Source organism: Nocardioides caricicola, from assembly GCF_039541135.1.
Classification (GTDB): domain Bacteria; phylum Actinomycetota; class Actinomycetes; order Propionibacteriales; family Nocardioidaceae; genus Nocardioides; species Nocardioides caricicola.
Window position 1 is genome coordinate 110569 of record NZ_BAABFQ010000001.1, and the last position, 17609, is coordinate 128177.

The following is a 17609-nucleotide window of genomic DNA, read 5'->3' on the forward strand; positions in this document are numbered from 1 at the left end:
GACTATCGCTCAGGCGGGCTCCGCGACGGTCTTGGTCTCGAGGTACTCCTCGAAGCCGGCAACGCCCATCTCCCGGCCGATGCCGGACTGCTTGTAGCCACCGAACGGCGCGTCCGGGCTGAACCACACGCCTCCGTTGACGGCGATCGTGCCGGTGCGGATCCGCGCGGCGACGGCCTTGGCCCGGTCGAGGTCACCCGACTCGACCGAGCCGGAGAGGCCGTACGCCGAGTCGTTGGCGATCCGGACCGCGTCGTCGTCACCGTCGTGCGGGATGACCACGAGCACCGGTCCGAAGATCTCCTCCTGCGCGAGCCGGGAGGAGTTGTCGAGGCCCGCGACCACGGTCGGCTCGACCCAGAACCCGGCCTGGTCGATCACGCGGCCGCCGGTGGCGAACGTTCCGCCCTCCTCCTCGGCCAGCCGTAGGTACGCCTCGACCCGGTCGCGCTGCACCTGCGAGATCACCGGGCCGCAGATCGCGCCCGGGTCGGCCGGGTCCTTCGCCCCGATCGACTCCATCGTCGCCGCGGCGACCTGCACGGCCTCGTCGTACTTCTCACGAGGTACGACGAGCCGCGTGGTGATCGCGCAGCCCTGGCCGGCGTGGATGCACGCGGTGAACGCCGTGGCCCCGGCGGCCGAGGCGACGTCGGCGTCGTCGAGCACGATCGCGGCGGACTTGCCGCCGAGCTCGAGGAACACCTTCTTCAGCGTCGGCGCGGCCGCGGCCATGATCGCCTTGCCCACCTGGGTGGAGCCGGTGAACGACACCATGTCGACGCGCGGGTCCGTGGTCAGCTGGGACGCGACGTCGTTCGACCGCGGCGTCACGACGTTGAAGACGCCGGCCGGGATGTCGGTGTGCTCCGCGACCAGCCGACCGAGCTCGGCGGCCACCCACGGGGTGTCCGGAGCCGGCTTGAGGACGACCGTGCAGCCGGCGGCCAGCGCCGGGCCGACCTTGGCCAGGTTGATCTGGGTCGGGACGTTCCACGGCGAGATCGCCGCGACCACGCCGACCGCCTCGCGCCGCACCGTGCGCCGCGAGGCGATCCCCATCGGCGACGCGACACCGAGGTCGGTCTCGAACTCGTAGGTCTCCAGCAGGTCGGTGACCCACTTCAGCCCCTCGACGGGCACGTCGAAGCCAGCGGCGCCCATCATGAAGCCGGGCATGCCGACCTCGGCGGTGGTCAGCGCCTTGAACGGCTCGGCGTTCTCGAGCAGCGCCGCGTGCAGCTGGCGCAGGCAGCGCAGCCGGAGCTCGGTGTTCGTCGACCAGTCGGTCTCGTCGAACGCGCGGCGGGCGGCCGCGATCGCGGCGTCCACGTCGGCGGCGGTGCCGTCGGGGGCGACGCCGATCTCCTCGCCGGTGGCCGGGTTGAGGATCGGGTACGTCGCCGCGGCGCCGACCAGCTTGCCGTCGATCAGCTGCTGCGCCGGAGGCGGCAGGCTCATCGGGCCTCCTCCTGCGTGACGTACTCCCCGGCCTCGACCGGCGGCGGCCACACCGTCGACGGGAGGTCCTCGGGTCGGTAGTGCCCAGGCACCTCGAGACCGAAGACCTGCAGCCGCTTCATCAGCGTGTCCGGCGCCTTGCCCGACTTCACGACCCGGCCCATGGTGTGCGCCATCGCGCCGAAGTCGAACCAGTCCCGCTGCCACGCGAACTTGAGCTCCCCGTCGGGCTGCCGCTCGACGCCGAACCAGCTGCCGCCGAGCCCGGGGATCTCGAACTCCTTGCCGGTCGAGTCGTCGATGATCCCGGCGCGCTGCTTCCAGAAGCCCACGACCATCGCGTTCTTCTCGTCGATGACGGTGGCCATGTAGTCGTAGTGCCAGCCGTCGAAGCCGTCCATCTCGATGCCGATCGCCCAGTCCCGGATCTGGTCGCGGCCGACGGCCATGAAGTGCTCGTCGGGCGTCAGCATCCAGCCGTACGTCGCGTCCTCGGCGTACCACTCGGCCATGACGCGCCAGTCGCCGGACGCCTCCGCCTTCCGGTTGATGTCCAGCCAGGACTCCCAGAACTCCTCGATGTCGGCCCTGCTCAGAGCGGTCACGCTTCCTCCTCGATCGCCAGCGCCATCGCTGGGCAGTACCTCACGGCCGACTCCACGTCGGACCGTGCTGAATCGTCGGGGTGCTCCTGGAGCACCGTCACCAGGTCGGCCGCCTCGTCGAACCCGAACACGTCGGGCGCCTCGCCCTGGCACATCTGGTGTCCCTGGCACAGCCCGAGGTCGGCGACCACGCGGAAGGTCACTTCGCCCTCCTGCGGTACCGCACGCGGCAGGGCTGCTCGAGCTGGATCACCATCTTCGAGGTGTCGTCGCGGTACGACTCCGACGGCTGCGCCATCTCGAACTCGTAGTCGCGCAGGATCACCGAGAAGATCGCCTTCATCTGCATCATCGCGAACGCGTTGCCGACGCAGCGGTGCTTGCCGGCGCCGAACGGGATCCAGGTCCAGCGGTTCTGGAGGTCCTCCTGGCGCGGGTCGATGTAGCGGCCGGGGTCGAACGAGTCCGGGTTCGGGAAGTCCGACGCGATCCGGTTCGAGACCCGCGGCGAGGCGGCCACCACCGTGCCGGTCGGGATCGTGTGCCCGGCCAGCTCGATCTCCTCGGCCACGACGCGCATCAGGATGATCAGCGGCGGGTGCAGGCGCAGCGTCTCCTTGAGCGCCGACTCCAGGACCGGGATCGACCGCAGCGCCTGGAACGACACCTCGGAGCCGTCGGCGTACAGCTCGTCGAGCTCCTTGACGACGGCGGACATCGTCTCGGGGTTGCGCATCAGCTCGATCAGCGCCCACGACGCCGTGCCCGACGAGGTGTGGTGCCCCGCGAACATCATCGAGATGAAGATGCCGGTGATGTAGTCGGCGCTCATGTCGATCGAGATGAGGACGTCGAGCAGGTCGCGGTCCTCCTTGGCGACCGTGCCGCGCTCCTTGCGGCGGTCGATGATGCCCTGCACCAGCTCGACCAGCTTCTCGCGCGCGGCGTCGCGGATGCGGAACGACTCGATGTCCAGGTAGGGATCGACGTACGCCAGCGCGTCGGTGCCACGCTCGAGGTCGTGGTAGTGGTGGGCGAACGACGAGTCGAGCTCCTCGCGGAACGGCTTGCCGATCAGGCACGCGGACGTCGTGTAGATCGTCAGCTCCGCGAACCAGTCGAGCAGGTCGATCTCGCCCTCGTCGCCCCAGTCGGCGACCATCCGGTTGATCTCGGCCTCGATGGTCGCGGCGTGCCCGCGCATCATGTCGCCCCGCAGCGCCTGGTTCTTCAGCATCTGCTGGCGCTCCTCGGGGGAGGCGTCGAACACCACGCCCTTGCCGAAGATCGGGGTCATGAACGGGTACGCCGCCGCCTGGTCGAGCGTCGAGTCCGGGGCGCGGAAGAACTGCTCCTGCGCCTCCTCGCCGAAGACCAGCACGACGTCCTTGTCGGCCAGCCGGAACCGGCCGATGTCGCCGCACTCGTCGTACACCCGCTGGAACAGGCCGACCGGGTCCACCCGCATCTCGGCCAGGTGGCCGTGGCCGTCGTCCGGGACGGCGTACGAGACTTCCTTGATCTGCTGGGTCATCGGTCCTCCACGGGAGCCTCGGGGGTCACTTCGACCAGGTTCAGGTGCACGCCGCGCGGTGCCGAGACGATCGTGCTGATCGCCTGGCCGATCGCCTGCGGCTTCAGGAAGTGCGGGTGTCGGGCGAAGCCGAAGCGCACCCAGTGGTTGAGCACGTCGGCGCCCTGCTCGGGGTCCCAGTCGCTGCCCATCTCGCTCCAGGTGCCGCCCGGCCGGACGATGGACGCCCGGACGCCGGTGCCCTCGAGCTCCATCTGCATCGCGTGCGCCATGCCCTCGAGCCCCCACTTGCCGGCGGCGTACGACGACATGAACGGCCGCGCGCGGACCGCGACGTCGCTGGAGACGAAGACGACGTCGCCGCGGCGGCGCTCGACCATGCCCGGCACGATCGCGTGCACCATCCGGTGCGCGCCGACGACGTTGAGGTCGAGCTCGCGGGCGAACCGTTCGCTGTCGACGTCGTGCACCACGCCCGGGCCGACCGCACCGGCGTTGTTGACGAGCACCTCGATGTCGCCGAGGTCGGCGGTCGCCGCCTTCACGAAGTCCTGGACCGACCCGGGGTCGGTGATGTCGAGCGGGTGGACGAACGCCTCGCCCCCGGCCTCGCGGATCGCGGCCGCGACCTCGTCGCACTTGTCGGCACGACGGGCACCCAGCGCGACCGGGTAGCCGGCCGACGCGAGCACCAGCGCCGTGGCCGCGCCGATGCCGGCGGACGCGCCGGTGACGACGGCCGGTCGCCGCTCGGGCTGGGCGTACTTGCTCACCTGACCTCCATCTGCACGGGCACCGACGCGAAGCCGCGCACGTTCAGCGAGTGCACGCGCACGCAGCGGTCGTGGTCCACCTCGACGTGGCCGACCCGGCGGACCAGCTCGCGCAGCGCGATCTGCGCCTCGAGCCGGGCCAGGTTGGCGCCGAGGCAGAAGTGCCGGCCGCCACCGAAGCTGAGCAGCTGGGCGACCTCGTCCTTATCGCGGAAGATGTCGTAGCGGTCCGGGTCGGAGAACACCCGGTCGTCGCGGTTGGCCGAGCCGAGCACCAGCACCAGCTTGGAGCCGGCGGGCGCGACCTTGCCGTGCAGCTCGACGTCCTGCAGCAGGTGCCGCGCCAGCATCTGGCTGGACGTGTCGTAGCGCAGGGTCTCCTCGATCCACGGCACCACCAGGTCGTCCGGCTGGGCCGGGTCCGCGAACACCTTCTGGAACTGCTCGGGGTGCCGGGACAGGTGGAACAGCGCGTGCCCGAGCAGCTTGGTCGTCGTCTCGTTGCCCGCGACGACCATGAGGAACAGGAACGCGATGATCTCGTCGTCGGTGAGCCGGTCGCCGTCGATCTCGGCGACGAGCAGCGAGCTGGTGAGGTCCTCGGTCGGGCGCTTCTTGCGCTGCTCGACCATGTCGGCGTAGTAGACGACGAGGTCGAGCGCGGCGGCCATGCCTGCGGCCGGGACGTCGTACACGCCCTCCTCACGGTGCACGACGAGGTCGGCGAGCCGGCGGACCTCCTGGCGGTCCGACTCCGGCACGCCCATCATCTCGGAGATGACGTCCATCGGGAGCCGGCCGGCGAAGTCGGCGATCCAGTCGAAGCCCTTCCCGTCTCCGGCCTGCTCGAGACATTGGCCCAGGTAGTGGTCGGTGAGCCGCTGGATCTGCGGCGCGAGCTCGGTGACCCGGCGCGGCGTGAAGCCCTTGGAGACCAGCTTGCGCAGCCGCTGCTGGCGCGGCGGGTCCATGCCGAGGAACGACATGGTCTTGTGGGCCTCGGGACCCCAGGCGCTCTTCTCGATCGAGACGCCCATCGCGTTGGAGTAGACGCCCTCGGTGCGGATCGCGTGCTGGATGTCGGCGTGCCGCGTCAGGAACCAGATGTCGAGGTCCCGGTTGTGGTGCAGCGGGTCCTCGTCACGACAGCGCTGGTACGTCGGGTACGGGTCCTCCTGGAAGCCGTAGTCGTACGGGTCGAAGACGATGTCAGCGGTGGTGCTCATGCCACGTTGCCCTTCATGATCACGGCGACCACCGAGTCGAGCCGGTCGGCCATCTCGGTGTAGGTCATCAGTCCCATCCCGGCCTGGAGCAGCGCCCCGGAGAACGCCAGCGCGAGCGCCTCGAGGACCGCGGGGTCGGCCTGGGGGCCGAGCGCGTCGCGGAAGCGGCGGACGAACTCCGCGCCGATGCGCAGCCGCAGCTCGTCGACCTCCGGGTCGGGGCCGAGCAGCGCGGGCGTCACCGCCGCCGCGAGCTCCGGCGCCTCGGCCAGCCGGTCGGCGAGGTGCCGCGTGACCGACCGGACCCGCGCGACGGCGTCGGCACCCTCCGGCTCCTGCTCGTTCTCGACCAGGAACCGCCAGAACAGCTCGGCGTACAGCCGGTTCTTCGACTCCAGGTAGGTGTACGCCGTCGCCGACGACACCCCCGCACGCTGGGCGACCATCCGGATCGTCAGCGTCTGGTGCCCGACGGCGCGCAGCTCCTCGCGACCGGCCTCGAGGAGGCGCTCGGTGGTGGAGTTGGACACCTGTCCAATTTAGAACGTGTTCCCATTCCGGCGCAAGGCCCCTACAGTCCCGCCATGCCCACCTACGCCCGCGAGGAGCTCGAGTCCGCGTTCCGCCACTACCAGGACGAGGTCGCGGACATCGCCCGCTCCGGCGAGTGGTCGCGCTTCGCCGACCTGTTCACCGAGGACGCGACGTACGTCGAGCACGCGTACGGGACGTTCCACGGCCGCGAGGAGATCCGTGACTGGATCGTGCGGACGATGACGACGTTCCCCGGCAGCGAGATGCCCGGCTTCCCGATCGACTGGTACGTCGTCGACGAGGAGCGCGGCCGGATCGTGTGCGAGGTCTGGAACGACATGCGCGACCCCGGCGACGGGGCGCGCCACGGCGCCAGCAACCTGACGATCCTCACCTACGCCGGGGACAACCGCTGGTCGAGCGAGGAGGACGTCTACAACCCGGCCACGTTCCTGCGCGCGACGCGGAAGTGGGCGAAGGTCGCGGCCGCGAACGGCGAGCTCGGCGCCGACGGCGAGGCGTGGCTGGAGATGTTCGCCCGCTAGCTGTGACGCCGGCGGCGGAGGTCAGCCCCGCGGCTCCAGCGGCGGCACCGGGATGTCGAACGACGGCGCGGTGGTGCCGCCGTCGACGCGGAGCACCACGCCGGTGACCCAGGACGACGCGGGCGCGGCGAGGTAGAGCGCCGCGGCCGCGATGTCGCGCGGCTGGCCGATCCGGCCCATCGGGGTGTTCTGCTCGTACGTCGAGCGCAGCCCGTCGTCGTTCATGACGAAGTCCATCGCCTGGGTGGCGACGCCGCCGACGCCGATCGCCTTCACGCGCACCGTCGGGGCCAGGTCCGCGGCGAGGTTCTGGGTGATCATGTTGAGCGCGGCCTTGCCGGCGCCGTACGCGAGCATCGAGGTCATCACCAGGTCGCCGGAGCGCGACGAGATGTTCACGATCGAGCCGCTGCCGTGGGTGTCGACCATCGCCTGGGCGGCCAGCTTGCTGAGCAGGAACGGCGCGACCGCGTTGAAGTGCAGGGCGGTCGTCAGGTAGCGCTGCGAGGTCTGCATGGCCGGCCGGGGCAGGCTGCCGCCGGCGTTGTTGACCAGGATCGAGACCTTGCCGAAGCGCTCGAGGGTCGCGGCGACCAGGCGCTCCAGGTCCTCCTCGACCATCACGTCGGCGACGACCGCGAGACCGGACCGGCCGGTCGCCTCGATCGCCCGCACGGTCTCGTCGAGGCTCCCCTGGGTCCGCGCGGCGACCACCACGTCGGCGCCGGCCTCGGCGAACGCGACCGCGATCGCGCGCCCGATCCCCGCACCGCCGCCCGTCACGATCGCGACCTGGTCGGTCAACCGGAAGTCATCGAGGATCACGGCTGACAACCTAGGGGCAGCCCACGGAGTTGTGACAGGTGTGAACAGACGGAGCCTCCGATGATCCCGAGCCGCGAGCGGCGGGCGTACGACGAGTTCGTGGCCGCGTCCGCGGACCGACTCGTGCGTACGGCGTACCTGCTGTGCGGCGACCGCGGCCATGCAGAAGACCTCGTGCAGACCGCGCTGCTGCGCACCGCCCGGCGGTGGCGCACGGCGCGCCAGCAGCCCGAGGCCTACGCGCGTCGGGTCGTGGTCAACCTCGCCAAGGACCGCTGGCGCGACCTGTCGCGCCGTCCCGCGGAAGGGGCCCTCGACGTCGACGTCGCGGCACCCGCCGACGAGGCGCTGCTGGACCGGGACCTGCTGCTGCGCGCCACGCGGCAGCTGGCACCGGGACAGCAGGCCGTGCTGGTGCTGCGGTTCTTTGACGACCTCACGGTCGAGGAGACCGCGGCCGCGCTCGGGTGCTCCACCGGCACCGTCAAGTCACAGACCTCACGCGCCCTGGACCGGCTCCGGAGCGTGCTCACCTCGCAGAAGGAGAACGCCGATGCTGACCGATGACGACCTGACCCGTGAGCTGGGCGGCGCGTTCCGCGCCGAGACCGACGGCCTGCGGTACGCCGGCCGAGTACCCACCCCGCGCACCGGCCCGGGCCTCGCCGTACCCCTCGCGACCACGGCGGTCGCGGCCGCGGTGCTGGGCGCGGTCATGGTCGGAGCGCCGGCTGACGCGCCGGTGCCACCGAGCGCCGCGCCGACCGGCACCCCGACCCCGCCGGCGCCGAGGCTCGTGACCGACACGATCGAGGTCGCGGGCTACGCGTTCACCTACCGGCACGCGGCCGGCGAGCCCCGCGCCGACGACCTCTACGCGCTGATGGATCCGGGCGAGGTGCCCGCCGGCGCCGAGCAGATCGAGGCGCCCGAGGGCGTCCGCGCGTGGGTCGGCACCGAGCCCACGAGCGGGGACCACGCCGTCTGGGTCGAGGCGCCGACCCGCAACGGCGGCCGGCTGTTCGCCGTGCTCTCGCCGACGTGGAGCCTCGAGGAGATGACCGACCTGTTCTACAACGGCGAGCCGCGCGCGGTCCCGGCCGTCTGAGCTACTGGGCCCGGTCGGCCCTGGGGATCGTCAGCGCCAGGGCCGCACCGAGCACGGCGGCCGCGGTCGCGACGAGGAAGCAGACCTTGAAGGCACCCTCGGACGGGACGCCCGTGCCGGCGATCGTGATGCCCGTCAGCACGGCGGCCATCACCGCCGAGGCGACGGTCGTGCCGACCGAGCGCATCAGCGCGTTGATGCCGACCGCGGAGCCGGCCTCGTTCATCGGCACCGCGTCCATGATCAGCGTCGGCATCGCGGCGTACCCGATGCCGACGCCGGCCGAGCAGATGATCCCGGCGACCGCGATCTCCCAGGCCGCGTCCATCAGGAAGAACGACAGCAGGTAGCCGCCGCCGAGCACGAGGGCGCCGAGCGCCAGGGCGTACTTCGCGCCGTACGTCCGCATGATCCAGCTCGAGACCGGCGCCAGGGCCAGCATCATCAGGCCGCCCGGGGCCATCCAGAGACCGGCCTCGAGCATGGTCTGCTCGAGGCCGTAGCCGGTCTCGGCGGGCATCTGGAGCAGCTGCGGGAACACGATCGCCTGGGCCATCATCCCGAAGCCGATCGCGATCGCGGCGATGTTGGTGAGCAGCACCGGCCGCCGGGCGGTGACGCGCAGGTCGCAGAGCGGCTCGTCCTGGCGCAGCTCGTACCAGCCCCAGGCGAGCAGGACGACCACGCCGAGCGCGATGCAGCCGATGGTGCGGCCGGAGTCCCAGCCCCAGGTGTTGCCCTTGGAGATGCCGACCAGGGTGGCGACCAGGCCGACGGCCAGCCCGACGGCGCCGCCGAGGTCGAAGGTGCCGTCGTGGGCGTCGTGGACGTGCGGCACGAGGAACCAGGTGCCGAGGCCGACGAGCACGGCGAGGCCGGTGGCGACCCAGAAGAGGGCGTGCCAGTCACCGGCCTGCGCGACCCAGGCCGACAGCGGCAGGCCGATCGCGCCGCCGACGCCGAGCGTCGCGCTCATCGCGGCGACGGCGGTGGTCGCCATCGCCGGCGGCACGACCTCGCGCATCAGGCTGATGCCGACGGGGATGAACCCCATCGCCAACCCCTGCAGCGCGCGGCCCGCGACCACCGGTCCGATGGTCGAGGAGAGGGCGCAGGTGACCGAGCCGGCGAAGAGCAGCACCGAGCTGCCGACGAGGACCCGCTGCTTGCCGAAGAGGTCGGCGAGGCGGCCCGCGATCGGCATCGCCACGGCGGCGCCGAGCAGCGTCGCGGTCACGACCCACGCGGCGTTCGACGGCGTGGTGCTGAGGAACTCGGGGAGCTCGGTCTGGATCGGGATGACCAGCGTCTGCATCAGGGCGACGCTCATGCCGCTGAAGCACAGGACGATCACCGTCAGCATCGCGCCGCGCCGTCCCTGGTCGACCAGGGGCTCGGCCTCGCTCGCTGTCTTCAGGTCGCTCACTTGTGCATCGTACATATGCATGATGCACATGGCTACGGTAACCTCGGTCACATGACCACCCGGGTCCGGCGTACGACCGAGCAGTCACTGCTCCACCAGCTCGCCGACGAGCTGCTCCGATTCGGCAAGCGGCGGCACGCTGCCGTTGAGGGCGTCGAGCTCGAGTCGTCGGCGTTCAAGCTCCTGTGGGTGCTGTCGGACGACCAGCCGAAGACGCTGCGCGAGCTCGCCGACGAGCTCGGCCTCGACCTGTCCACGATCAACCGCCAGGTGAACGGCGCCGTGCGCGCCGGGCTGCTCGAGCGGTTCACCGTCCCGGGCAGCCCGAGCCGGCCGGTCCGGTCGACCGCCGAGGGGCGCCGGCTCTACGAGCACGACTCGGCGGTGCACGCCGACCTGCTGCGGTCGGTGCTCGCCGAGATGGGTCCGGACGCTGCCCGCGACCTGATCCGCTCGATGGGCGCGTTCAACGACGCCTACGAGCGGCGTGCCCCGCACCGCCGGTGACCGCCGCTAGGCCGAGGGCGTCAGCGCCTTGGCCATCTGCTTCTTCACGAACCTGATCGCCGCCTTGGGCATCACCTTGATCGCGATGCTCATCAGCCTGGCGTCGGCGCCGACGTAGATGTGCAGCCGGTCCTTCTCGATGCCCTCGACCATGATCCGCGCGGCCTGGTCGGGCTGCGTCATCCGGACGCTGCCCTCCTCGCCGGTGGGCGTCTCGATCCCGGAGTTCGCGGTGATGTCGGTGGCGATCGCGCCGGGCATGATCACCGACACCGAGACCGACGTGTCCAGCAGCTCGGCGTACAGGCCCTCGGTGAACAGCTTCACCGCGGCCTTGCTCGCGCCGTACATCGTCTGCCCGGGGAACGGGAAGAAGCCGCCCATGCTCGAGACGTTCGCGAGGTGGGCCTCCGGGCGCTCGACGAGCAGCGGCAGGAACGCCCGTGTCATGTGCACGGTGCCCATCAGGTTGATGTCGAGGACCCGGCGGATCGCGGCGTCGTCGAGCTCGGCGACCGGCAGGAAGGGCTGGATCACGCCGGCGTTGTTGAGCAGGCCGTCGACCGTGCCGTGCGCCCCGACGACCGCCGCGGGCAGCGCCTCGACGCCCGCCTGGTCGGTGATGTCCAGGACGTGCGTCGACAGCCGGTCTCCGGCGGCGGCGATCCGGGCGGTCTCCTCGAGCCCCGCGGCGCTCACGTCGACCGCCGCGACGCGTGCCCCGCGGGCGAGCATCAGCAGCACCAGCTCGCGCCCCATCCCGTTGCCGGCGCCGGTGACCACCCAGACCTTGCCCTGAATCCGCATGGCGCGAGTATGGCGGCTACTTCGGCTCGAACACCTCGACCAGGTTGCCGGTCGGGTCCGTGACCAGGATCTGCCGCCCGCCCGGGCCGGAGACGACGTCGCTGCGGAACGGCACCCCGGCCGCGTCGAGCCGTTCCATCTCGGCGTCGAGGTCGTCGACCACCACGAGGATGCGGTTGCGCCCCGGCACGTTCATGTCGGCCGGCGTGGACCTCGCGCCCGAGCTCGGCGGTCCCGACAGCAGCAGCCGGAGCGGGCCGGACTCCACGTCGGCGAAGGCAGGCGCGACGTTGCTGTTCACCGTGAACCCGAAGTGGGTCGTGTAGAAGTCGACGGCCGCCTGGACATCGTCGACCACGTAGCGGATGGATGCTCGCTCGTCGCTCATGAGACCAGTGGGTCACGCGAGCGCCGCGTTGTCGAGGCCCTACAGGCGAGGCCCTAGAGGCGAAGGGCGCCCGGAGCGTCGTCCGGCACGACCGGGTTGGCCGGCCGCACCGCCGGCAGCGGGGCGTACGCCGCCCCGGGTGCGGGCCGCGGGTCGGGCTCGCCGCGGTTCGGCCAGAGCGCGGTCGCCCGCTCCGCCAGCGCGGTGATCGTGAGCGACGGGTTGACGCCGAGGTTGGCGGTGACCGCGGACCCGTCGATGACGTGCAGGTCGGGGTAGCCGTGCACGCGGTGGTACGGGTCGATCACGCCGTCGTCCGCGCTGAGGCCCATCACGGCACCGCCCAGGTAGTGCGCGGTGACCGGCTTGTCGAACGGGTCCGCCAGCGACCCGCGCGCCTCGCCGTCGATGCGGTCGGCGAACATCCGGGTGATCCGGTGCGCGATCGGGATCCAGTCCGGGTTGGGCTCGCCGCGCCCGGCCCGAGTGGAGAGGCGCAGCCCGAACGGCGTCCGGCGCAGGTACGAGGTCAGCGAGTTGTCGAGCGACTGCATGACCAGGATGAACGCCGAGCGCTCGGCCTTCCGGCCGCGGAGGGCGAACCGGAGCTGGTGGAGCGGCCGGCGCACGACCGTGCCCGCGAACCGGAGGGCTCGGCGCGGGCCGCCGTCGACGAGCGGCGCACTGGTGGCGAGGATCGCGTCCTGGCCGGGGCCGTAGCGGCAGATCTCGACGTGGGTGTGCGGCTCGGGGTGGATGGACGCGCTGATCGCGACCCCGTCGGCCAGGTCGGTCCGCGAGCGGCTGACCGCCATCAGCCCGGCCTCGGAGTTGGTCCGGCTCAGCTCGCCGAGCCGGTCCGACAGCAGCGGGAGCCCGCGGCGCTTGACCCGGTGGAGCAGGTCCTGGGTGCCGAGCGCGGCCGCGGCGAACACGACCTGCTCCGCGGTGTGGACCTGCCGCCGGCGCCGCAGCCACCGGCCGGACCGCACCGAGACGACGTCGTACCCGCCACCGGCGCGGGGCGCCACGTCGACGACGGTCCGCAGCTCGTGCACCGTCGCACCGGCGCGCTCGGCGAGGTAGAGGTAGTTGGTGAGCAGCGTGTTCTTCGCGTTGTGCGGGCAGCCGCTGAAGCACCGGGCGCAGAACGTGCAGCCGGTGCGCGCCGGGCCGACGCCACCGAAGTAGGGGTCCGCGACGGTGCGCCCGGGCTCGCCGAAGTACACGCCGACCTGCGTCGCGTGGAACGTGTCGGCGACGCCGAGGTCCGTGGCGACGTCGAGCAGCACCTGGTCCCCCGCGCTGAGCCGCGGGTTCTGCGCGGCGCCGAGCATCCGCTTCGCCTGGTCGTAGTACGGCGCGAGCTCGCTGCGCCAGTCGGTGATGTGCGCCCACTGCGGGTCGGTCCAGAACTGGTCGAGCGGCTCGTACAGCGTGTTGCCGTAGATGATCGACCCGCCGCCGACGGCGGCCGCGCTGACGACCGTCGTGCGCCCGATCGGGCTGAACCGCATCGCACCGCGCATCCCCAGCCGCGGCATCCACACCATCGAGCGCGGGTCGCGGCTGCGCTCGGGGAAGTCCTCGGGCCGCCAACGCCGCCCGGCCTCGAGCACGCCGACGCGGTAGCCCTTCTCCGTGAGCCGGAGCGCGGTGACGCTGCCGCCGAAGCCCGAGCCGATGACGAGCACGTCGAAGTCGAAGCCGGCCACGGGCGCAGTGTGCCAGTCCGGCGCCGGCTCCTGGGTCACTCTCGGCGAGACACATGCTCCTGACGCACCCACTCGAGGTACGCGCGCGGCTTCACGTTCCCCCCGCCGTCGGCCCACACGACGTACGCCTCCCAGCGGCCCTGGACGCTGCGCCAGTCGAGCAGGATCCCGGGCGCCCGGCCGGTCGAGGCGCCGGTGACGTTGACCCAGACGTGCTGGGGGCCGACATGGCCCCGCTGCCCCGTCTGGTCGTTCGCCCGCATCCACGAAGAATAGAACATATGTTCGAACGTGGGAGTATCCCCCCGTGCGGAACGACGACGGTTGGGTGACCGAGCACCTCCGGGTCGGCGGCACCCGGGTCGACTGCCGCCGCAGCACCCGCGGTGCGGGTGTCCCGATCGTGCACGTCCACGGCTTCGCGATCTCCGGCAGCTATCTCATGCCCACCGCGCGCGCCCTCGCCGGCCGGTGGGTCAACGTCGTGCCGGACCTGCCCGGCTACGGCCGCAGCGAGCGGCGCGAGCGGGTCCTGGACATCCCGGCGCTCGGCGAGGCGCTGGTCGGCGTGCTCGACGCGCTCGACATCGAGAAGGCGGTGCTGCTCGGCAACTCCATGGGCTGCCCGGTCGCGCTCGAGGTCGCGTACGCCGCACCCGCGCGGGTGGACCGCCTGGTCCTGGTGTCGCCGGCCGGCGGCGCGCAGAACCAGCCGCTCGTCCGCGCGCTGGGCCAGCTCGGCAAGGACATGTTCCGCGAGAGCCCGCGGATGTTCCCGGTCGCCGTGCCGGACTACGTGCGGTTCGGGCCGGTCAACGGGTTGCGCCTGTTCGGCGAGCTCACCCGCTACCCGTCGCTGGAACGGCTGGTGCACACGCCGGTGCCGACGCTGGCGGTGCTGGGCCGCCGCGACCCGCTGATCCCGACGGCCGACCGGGTCCGCGAGGTCGCGGCGATGGCGCCCGAGCAGCTCGCGGTCGCGGTCGTCGACCAGGCCGCGCACGCCGTGAACTTCAGCCATCCCGACGAGCTCGCCGGGATCGTCGGAGCCTGGCTCGAGGACCCGCGCACCGAGTCCGTCCCCGACGGGGTGCGCTTCTTCCCCGCGCCCGGCTGATCAGGCCCGGCGGGCCAGCGCGCGCAGCATCGCGGGCGGGAGGTCCTTCGGCAGCCAGCCCGACAGGTCGATGAACACTGTCGCCTTGTGGGTCGCGACCGAGATCGCCGCGCCGATGCAGCGGCTACTTCCGCTGCCGTGCCTGCTTCTGGCAGACCGGGCAGACCCCGAAGAGCTCGACCGAGTGGCTGACGTCCTCATACCCGTTGTCCTCGGCGACGCGGTTGGCCCACTTCTCCACCGCCGGCCCCGCGATCTCGACCGTGCGCCCGCACTGCCGGCAGACCAGGTGGTGGTGATGGGTCCGACTGCAGAGCCGGTACGCCGCCTCGCCGACGTCGGACTGCACCTGGTCGACCTCGCCGCTCTCGACGAGCGCCTGCAGGGCGCGGTAGACGGTCGCGAGGCCGACCTTCTCGCCGCCGGCCCGCAGCGCCGCGTAGATGTCCTGGGCGCTGCGGAAGCCCTCGGACGCCTCGAGCTCGGCGAGCAGCGCCCGCCGCTGGCGGGTGCTGCGCTGCCGAGGGGCCGCGGGCGCGGACTCAGACGTGGGGGACGGCACGCCCCCACCGTAGTCGGATCACCAGCTCGCCTTGCGGATGCCTGGCAGCTCACCGCGGTGCGCGAGCTCGCGGAACCGGATCCGCGAGGTGCCGGTCTTGCGCAGATAGCCGCGCGGTCGGCCGTCGACCTGGTCCCGGTTGCGCAGTCGCACGGGTGAGCTGTCGCGCGGCAGGCGGGACAGGGCTCGCACCGCCGCGGCGTGCGCCACCGACCCCGGCTCGGCGGTGCGGATGGCGTCCTTGAGCGCGATCCGGCGCTCGGCGTACCGCTCGACGATCCGGCGGCGACGCTGCTCGGCGGCGACCTTGCTCTTCCTCGCCATCAGCGCTCCTCGCGGAAGACCACGTGCCGGCGCACCCGTGGGTCGAACTTGCGCAGCTCGAGCCGGTCCGGGTCGTTGCGCCGGTTCTTGCGGGTGACGTAGGTGTAGCCCGTCCCGGCGGTCGACCGCAGCTTCACGATCGGCCGTACGTCACTTCCCTTGCCGCCCATCAGATCCTCCCCTCGCGTCGGATGATCTGGGCCACGACGGCGTCGATGCCGCGGACGTCGATCACCTTGATGCCGCGGGCGCTCACCCGCAGCGCGACGTGCCGGCCGAGGCTCGGCACCCAGTAGCGCTTGCGCTGGACGTTGACGCCGAACCGGCGGTTCGTGCGTCGATGCGAGTGCGAGACGTGGTGGCCGAAGCCCGGCCGGCGTCCCGTCACCTGGCACGTACGTGACATGAGGCAGCTCCCTCGTCATAATGATAACGATTCTCATTCTAGCAAAGGAGTGCCGATGAAGGACGGGATCCACCCGACCTACGGACCGGTGGTGTTTCGCGACCGGACCGGAGACCTGCTGCTGCTGACCCGGTCGACCCTGGCCGGACGGACCGGCGGGGAGACCGTGGACCTCGACGGCGCGACCTACCCGGTCGTCGACGTCGACGTGTCCAGCGCCAGCCACCCGTTCTGGACCGGGCGCGGCCGCGTCGTGGACACCGAAGGACGCGTCGAGGCGTTCCGCCGGCGGTACGGAGGCGGCGCATGAGGACGCCCGTGGTCCTGCTGACCGGCGTCGACCGCGAGGCGATGACCGCGACGATGGTCGGACTGCAGTTCGACCTGCCGTCAGCCGTGGCCGTCCGCCACCACATCGACGTCGGTCGCAGCGTGCTGCAGCGGATCGTCAGCGACGTCACCGGCGTGGTGGAGCAGGTCGAGATCGACCTCGAGCACGCCTGCGTCAGCTGCGCGATCCGGGAGGACGTGGTCCCGACGCTCGAGCGGCTGGCGCGCAGCGGACGTTGGTCGACGATCCTCGCCCACCTGCCGGTCGGAGCGGAGGCCCGCCAGGTCTGCAACGTCCTCGCGGGGGACACCCGGCTCGCGCGGCACCTGCGGGTGTGCGGGGTCGTCGCCGCACTCGACGGCCCGGGCGTGGTCGAGGACCTCCTCGGCGACGACCTCCTGGCCGAGCGCGGGGTCCACAGCTCCGAGGACGACCGCCGAGGCCTCGGCGAGGTCGCGGCCGCGATGGTGGAGTACGCCGACGTCGTGGTGACCGACGGGCCCGCGGAGCCCGCGGGCCTCGAGCTGGTGGCGGCGCTGGCGCTGCCGGGTGCGACCCTGGTCAGCGGGGTGGAGCACCTCGACGCCGCGGCCCTGGCGAGCTCGCGGCACGTGCCCGGACGCACCGACGCGTGGACCGCGCCGGTCTCGCTGACGCCACTCCCCCACACCGAGTGGAAGCACGTGTGGCGGCGCGAGCTGGTCTCCCCGCTCGCGTTCCACCCCGACCGACTGCTCGACGACCTCGAGCGCCTCGGCGGCGGACGGCACCGCTCGCGGGGCTGCTTCTGGCTGCCGACCCGACCGGACCGGGTGCTGGTGTGGGACGGCGCCGGCGGCCAGCTGAGCATCGGCAACGGCGACCTCTGGGGCACCCGCCCGCCGATGACCCGACTGGTCCTCACCGGGGTCGGCACCCCGCCGGGCGACCTCGCCGACGCGTTCGAGGCGATGCTGCTGACGCCCGACGAGGCGGCCGCCGGGGGCAGCTGGCGGACCGCCGAGGACGGGTTCGAACCATGGCTCGGCCCGGTGCGGCGGGTGGCCTGATGGCGGTCCCGAAGCGCCGCGTCTCGCGCAGCAACACCCGGCACCGCCGGGCGCAGTGGAAGGCGACGCCGACGTCGTTGGTCACCGTCGTCGTCGGCGGCGAGGAGCATCGCGTCCCCCGGCGGCTCGCACCGGCCGTGCTCCGCGGACTGGTCGACCCGCGCACCGGCCGTCCCACGGCATCCAGGAAGGAGGGGACATGAAGGTTCGGAACTCACTGCGCTCGCTGAAGAGCCAGCCGGGCTCCCAGGTGGTCCGCCGGCGTGGCCGCGTCTACGTGATCAACAAGCAGAACCCGCGCCTCAAGGCACGTCAGGGCTGACGACCCCGGGCGCGCGAAGGGCCGGGCTCCCGAGGGAGCCCGGC

26 protein-coding genes and 1 pseudogene are annotated in these 17609 nt (G+C 72.0%); 9 read left to right on the plus strand and 18 right to left on the minus strand.

The window, feature by feature from the left end; genetic code table 11:
* Nucleotides 1-9 precede the first annotated feature (9 nt).
* From ABD875_RS00605 to ABD875_RS00635, 7 genes are read right to left on the minus strand one after another with little or no spacing between them, the layout of a single operon-like run.
* The gene (locus ABD875_RS00605) at nucleotides 10-1461 is read right to left on the minus strand and encodes an aldehyde dehydrogenase (RefSeq protein WP_345170493.1); all 1452 of its coding nucleotides are present in this window, start codon (nucleotides 1459-1461) and stop codon (nucleotides 10-12) included.
* Complete coding sequence (locus ABD875_RS00610) at nucleotides 1458-2066, minus strand: nuclear transport factor 2-like protein (protein WP_345170495.1); 609 nt, start codon at nucleotides 2064-2066, stop codon at nucleotides 1458-1460. Before ABD875_RS00610 ends, ABD875_RS00605 begins: the two co-directional genes overlap by 4 nt.
* Nucleotides 2063-2269: a ferredoxin gene (locus tag ABD875_RS00615; RefSeq protein WP_345170497.1), complete on the minus strand. Its 207-nt coding sequence runs from the start codon at nucleotides 2267-2269 to the stop codon at nucleotides 2063-2065. Before ABD875_RS00615 ends, ABD875_RS00610 begins: the two co-directional genes overlap by 4 nt.
* Nucleotides 2266-3600 carry a cytochrome P450 gene (locus ABD875_RS00620; protein ID WP_345170499.1) on the minus strand — a complete coding sequence of 445 codons (1335 nt, stop codon included), beginning with the start codon at nucleotides 3598-3600 and terminating at the stop codon, nucleotides 2266-2268. The genes ABD875_RS00615 and ABD875_RS00620 overlap by 4 nt, the downstream gene beginning before the upstream one ends.
* Entirely contained in the window at nucleotides 3597-4373 is a 777-nt protein-coding gene (locus tag ABD875_RS00625) for an SDR family oxidoreductase (RefSeq protein ID WP_345170501.1), read from the minus strand. Before ABD875_RS00625 ends, ABD875_RS00620 begins: the two co-directional genes overlap by 4 nt.
* Entirely contained in the window at nucleotides 4370-5599 is a 1230-nt protein-coding gene (locus ABD875_RS00630) for a cytochrome P450 (protein WP_345170503.1), read from the minus strand. Before ABD875_RS00630 ends, ABD875_RS00625 begins: the two co-directional genes overlap by 4 nt.
* Entirely contained in the window at nucleotides 5596-6129 is a 534-nt protein-coding gene (locus tag ABD875_RS00635) for a TetR/AcrR family transcriptional regulator (RefSeq protein ID WP_345170505.1), read from the minus strand. The genes ABD875_RS00630 and ABD875_RS00635 overlap by 4 nt, the downstream gene beginning before the upstream one ends.
* 54 nt (nucleotides 6130-6183) lie before the next feature.
* On the opposite strand from ABD875_RS00635, the gene ABD875_RS00640 reads away from it, so the two are divergent.
* A complete protein-coding gene (locus tag ABD875_RS00640; RefSeq protein ID WP_345170507.1) occupies nucleotides 6184-6678 on the plus strand; it encodes a nuclear transport factor 2 family protein in 495 nt (164 codons plus the stop codon).
* A 21-nt stretch (nucleotides 6679-6699) separates the two neighbouring features.
* On the opposite strand, the gene ABD875_RS00645 is transcribed toward ABD875_RS00640, so the two are convergent.
* Nucleotides 6700-7503: a glucose 1-dehydrogenase gene (locus ABD875_RS00645; protein ID WP_345170509.1), complete on the minus strand. Its 804-nt coding sequence runs from the start codon at nucleotides 7501-7503 to the stop codon at nucleotides 6700-6702.
* Between the two features lie 60 nt (nucleotides 7504-7563).
* On the opposite strand from ABD875_RS00645, the gene ABD875_RS00650 reads away from it, so the two are divergent.
* Together ABD875_RS00650 and ABD875_RS00655 are read left to right on the plus strand one after the other, a co-directional pair.
* Nucleotides 7564-8070 carry a SigE family RNA polymerase sigma factor gene (locus tag ABD875_RS00650; protein ID WP_345170511.1) on the plus strand — a complete coding sequence of 169 codons (507 nt, stop codon included), beginning with the start codon at nucleotides 7564-7566 and terminating at the stop codon, nucleotides 8068-8070.
* Nucleotides 8057-8611, plus strand: a complete 555-nt coding sequence (locus tag ABD875_RS00655; protein ID WP_345170513.1) for a hypothetical protein — start codon at nucleotides 8057-8059, stop codon at nucleotides 8609-8611. The genes ABD875_RS00650 and ABD875_RS00655 overlap by 14 nt, the downstream gene beginning before the upstream one ends.
* A gap of 1 nt (nucleotide 8612) precedes the next feature.
* Here ABD875_RS00655 and ABD875_RS00660 read toward each other — a convergent pair whose 3' ends face one another.
* Complete coding sequence (locus ABD875_RS00660; protein WP_345170515.1) at nucleotides 8613-10037, minus strand: MFS transporter; 1425 nt, start codon at nucleotides 10035-10037, stop codon at nucleotides 8613-8615.
* Between the two features lie 51 nt (nucleotides 10038-10088).
* Between ABD875_RS00660 and ABD875_RS00665 the strand changes: the two genes are divergently transcribed.
* A complete protein-coding gene (locus ABD875_RS00665; RefSeq protein WP_345170517.1) occupies nucleotides 10089-10544 on the plus strand; it encodes a MarR family winged helix-turn-helix transcriptional regulator in 456 nt (151 codons plus the stop codon).
* A 6-nt stretch (nucleotides 10545-10550) separates the two neighbouring features.
* Here ABD875_RS00665 and ABD875_RS00670 read toward each other — a convergent pair whose 3' ends face one another.
* From ABD875_RS00670 to ABD875_RS00685, 4 genes are read right to left on the minus strand one after another with little or no spacing between them, the layout of a single operon-like run.
* On the minus strand, nucleotides 10551-11351 hold the full coding sequence (locus ABD875_RS00670; RefSeq protein ID WP_345170519.1) for an SDR family NAD(P)-dependent oxidoreductase: 801 nt from the start codon (nucleotides 11349-11351) through the stop codon (nucleotides 10551-10553).
* 16 nt (nucleotides 11352-11367) lie between these two features.
* Complete coding sequence (locus ABD875_RS00675; RefSeq protein WP_345170521.1) at nucleotides 11368-11739, minus strand: VOC family protein; 372 nt, start codon at nucleotides 11737-11739, stop codon at nucleotides 11368-11370.
* A 53-nt stretch (nucleotides 11740-11792) separates the two neighbouring features.
* Nucleotides 11793-13454: a GMC oxidoreductase gene (locus tag ABD875_RS00680; protein WP_345170523.1), complete on the minus strand. Its 1662-nt coding sequence runs from the start codon at nucleotides 13452-13454 to the stop codon at nucleotides 11793-11795.
* A 35-nt stretch (nucleotides 13455-13489) separates the two neighbouring features.
* Nucleotides 13490-13717 carry a hypothetical protein gene (locus ABD875_RS00685; protein WP_345170524.1) on the minus strand — a complete coding sequence of 76 codons (228 nt, stop codon included), beginning with the start codon at nucleotides 13715-13717 and terminating at the stop codon, nucleotides 13490-13492.
* 44 nt (nucleotides 13718-13761) lie between these two features.
* On the opposite strand from ABD875_RS00685, the gene ABD875_RS00690 reads away from it, so the two are divergent.
* Nucleotides 13762-14571 carry an alpha/beta fold hydrolase gene (locus ABD875_RS00690; protein ID WP_345170526.1) on the plus strand — a complete coding sequence of 270 codons (810 nt, stop codon included), beginning with the start codon at nucleotides 13762-13764 and terminating at the stop codon, nucleotides 14569-14571.
* 18 nt (nucleotides 14572-14589) lie between these two features.
* On the opposite strand, the pseudogene ABD875_RS00695 reads toward ABD875_RS00690, so the two are convergent.
* The 5 genes and pseudogenes from ABD875_RS00695 to rpmB form a co-directional block, all read right to left on the minus strand.
* A pseudogene (locus ABD875_RS00695) lies at nucleotides 14590-14679 on the minus strand (4-hydroxyphenyl-beta-ketoacyl-CoA hydrolase); the annotation flags it as partial.
* A gap of 16 nt (nucleotides 14680-14695) precedes the next feature.
* Nucleotides 14696-15133: a Fur family transcriptional regulator gene (locus ABD875_RS00700; RefSeq protein WP_345170528.1), complete on the minus strand. Its 438-nt coding sequence runs from the start codon at nucleotides 15131-15133 to the stop codon at nucleotides 14696-14698.
* Between the two features lie 18 nt (nucleotides 15134-15151).
* A complete protein-coding gene (gene rpsN / locus ABD875_RS00705) occupies nucleotides 15152-15457 on the minus strand; it encodes a 30S ribosomal protein S14 (RefSeq protein WP_345170530.1) in 306 nt (101 codons plus the stop codon).
* Nucleotides 15457-15627 (minus strand): 50S ribosomal protein L33, encoded by a 171-nt coding sequence (gene rpmG / locus ABD875_RS00710; protein WP_345170532.1) that lies wholly within the window; start codon nucleotides 15625-15627, stop codon nucleotides 15457-15459. The genes rpsN and rpmG overlap by 1 nt, the downstream gene beginning before the upstream one ends.
* On the minus strand, nucleotides 15627-15863 hold the full coding sequence (rpmB, locus tag ABD875_RS00715) for a 50S ribosomal protein L28 (RefSeq protein ID WP_345170534.1): 237 nt from the start codon (nucleotides 15861-15863) through the stop codon (nucleotides 15627-15629). The genes rpmG and rpmB overlap by 1 nt, the downstream gene beginning before the upstream one ends.
* A gap of 55 nt (nucleotides 15864-15918) precedes the next feature.
* Between rpmB and ABD875_RS00720 the strand changes: the two genes are divergently transcribed.
* From ABD875_RS00720 to ykgO, 4 genes are read left to right on the plus strand one after another with little or no spacing between them, the layout of a single operon-like run.
* Complete coding sequence (locus ABD875_RS00720) at nucleotides 15919-16173, plus strand: type B 50S ribosomal protein L31 (protein WP_345170536.1); 255 nt, start codon at nucleotides 15919-15921, stop codon at nucleotides 16171-16173.
* The gene (locus ABD875_RS00725; protein ID WP_345170538.1) at nucleotides 16170-17243 is read left to right on the plus strand and encodes a CobW family GTP-binding protein; all 1074 of its coding nucleotides are present in this window, start codon (nucleotides 16170-16172) and stop codon (nucleotides 17241-17243) included. Before ABD875_RS00720 ends, ABD875_RS00725 begins: the two co-directional genes overlap by 4 nt.
* Nucleotides 17243-17446, plus strand: a complete 204-nt coding sequence (gene rpmF, locus ABD875_RS00730; RefSeq protein ID WP_345170540.1) for a 50S ribosomal protein L32 — start codon at nucleotides 17243-17245, stop codon at nucleotides 17444-17446. The genes ABD875_RS00725 and rpmF overlap by 1 nt, the downstream gene beginning before the upstream one ends.
* Nucleotides 17443-17565, plus strand: coding sequence for a type B 50S ribosomal protein L36 (ykgO, locus tag ABD875_RS00735; RefSeq protein WP_243060090.1), 123 nt, complete (start codon nucleotides 17443-17445; stop codon nucleotides 17563-17565). The genes rpmF and ykgO overlap by 4 nt, the downstream gene beginning before the upstream one ends.
* The last annotated feature ends 44 nt before the right edge of the window (nucleotides 17566-17609 follow it).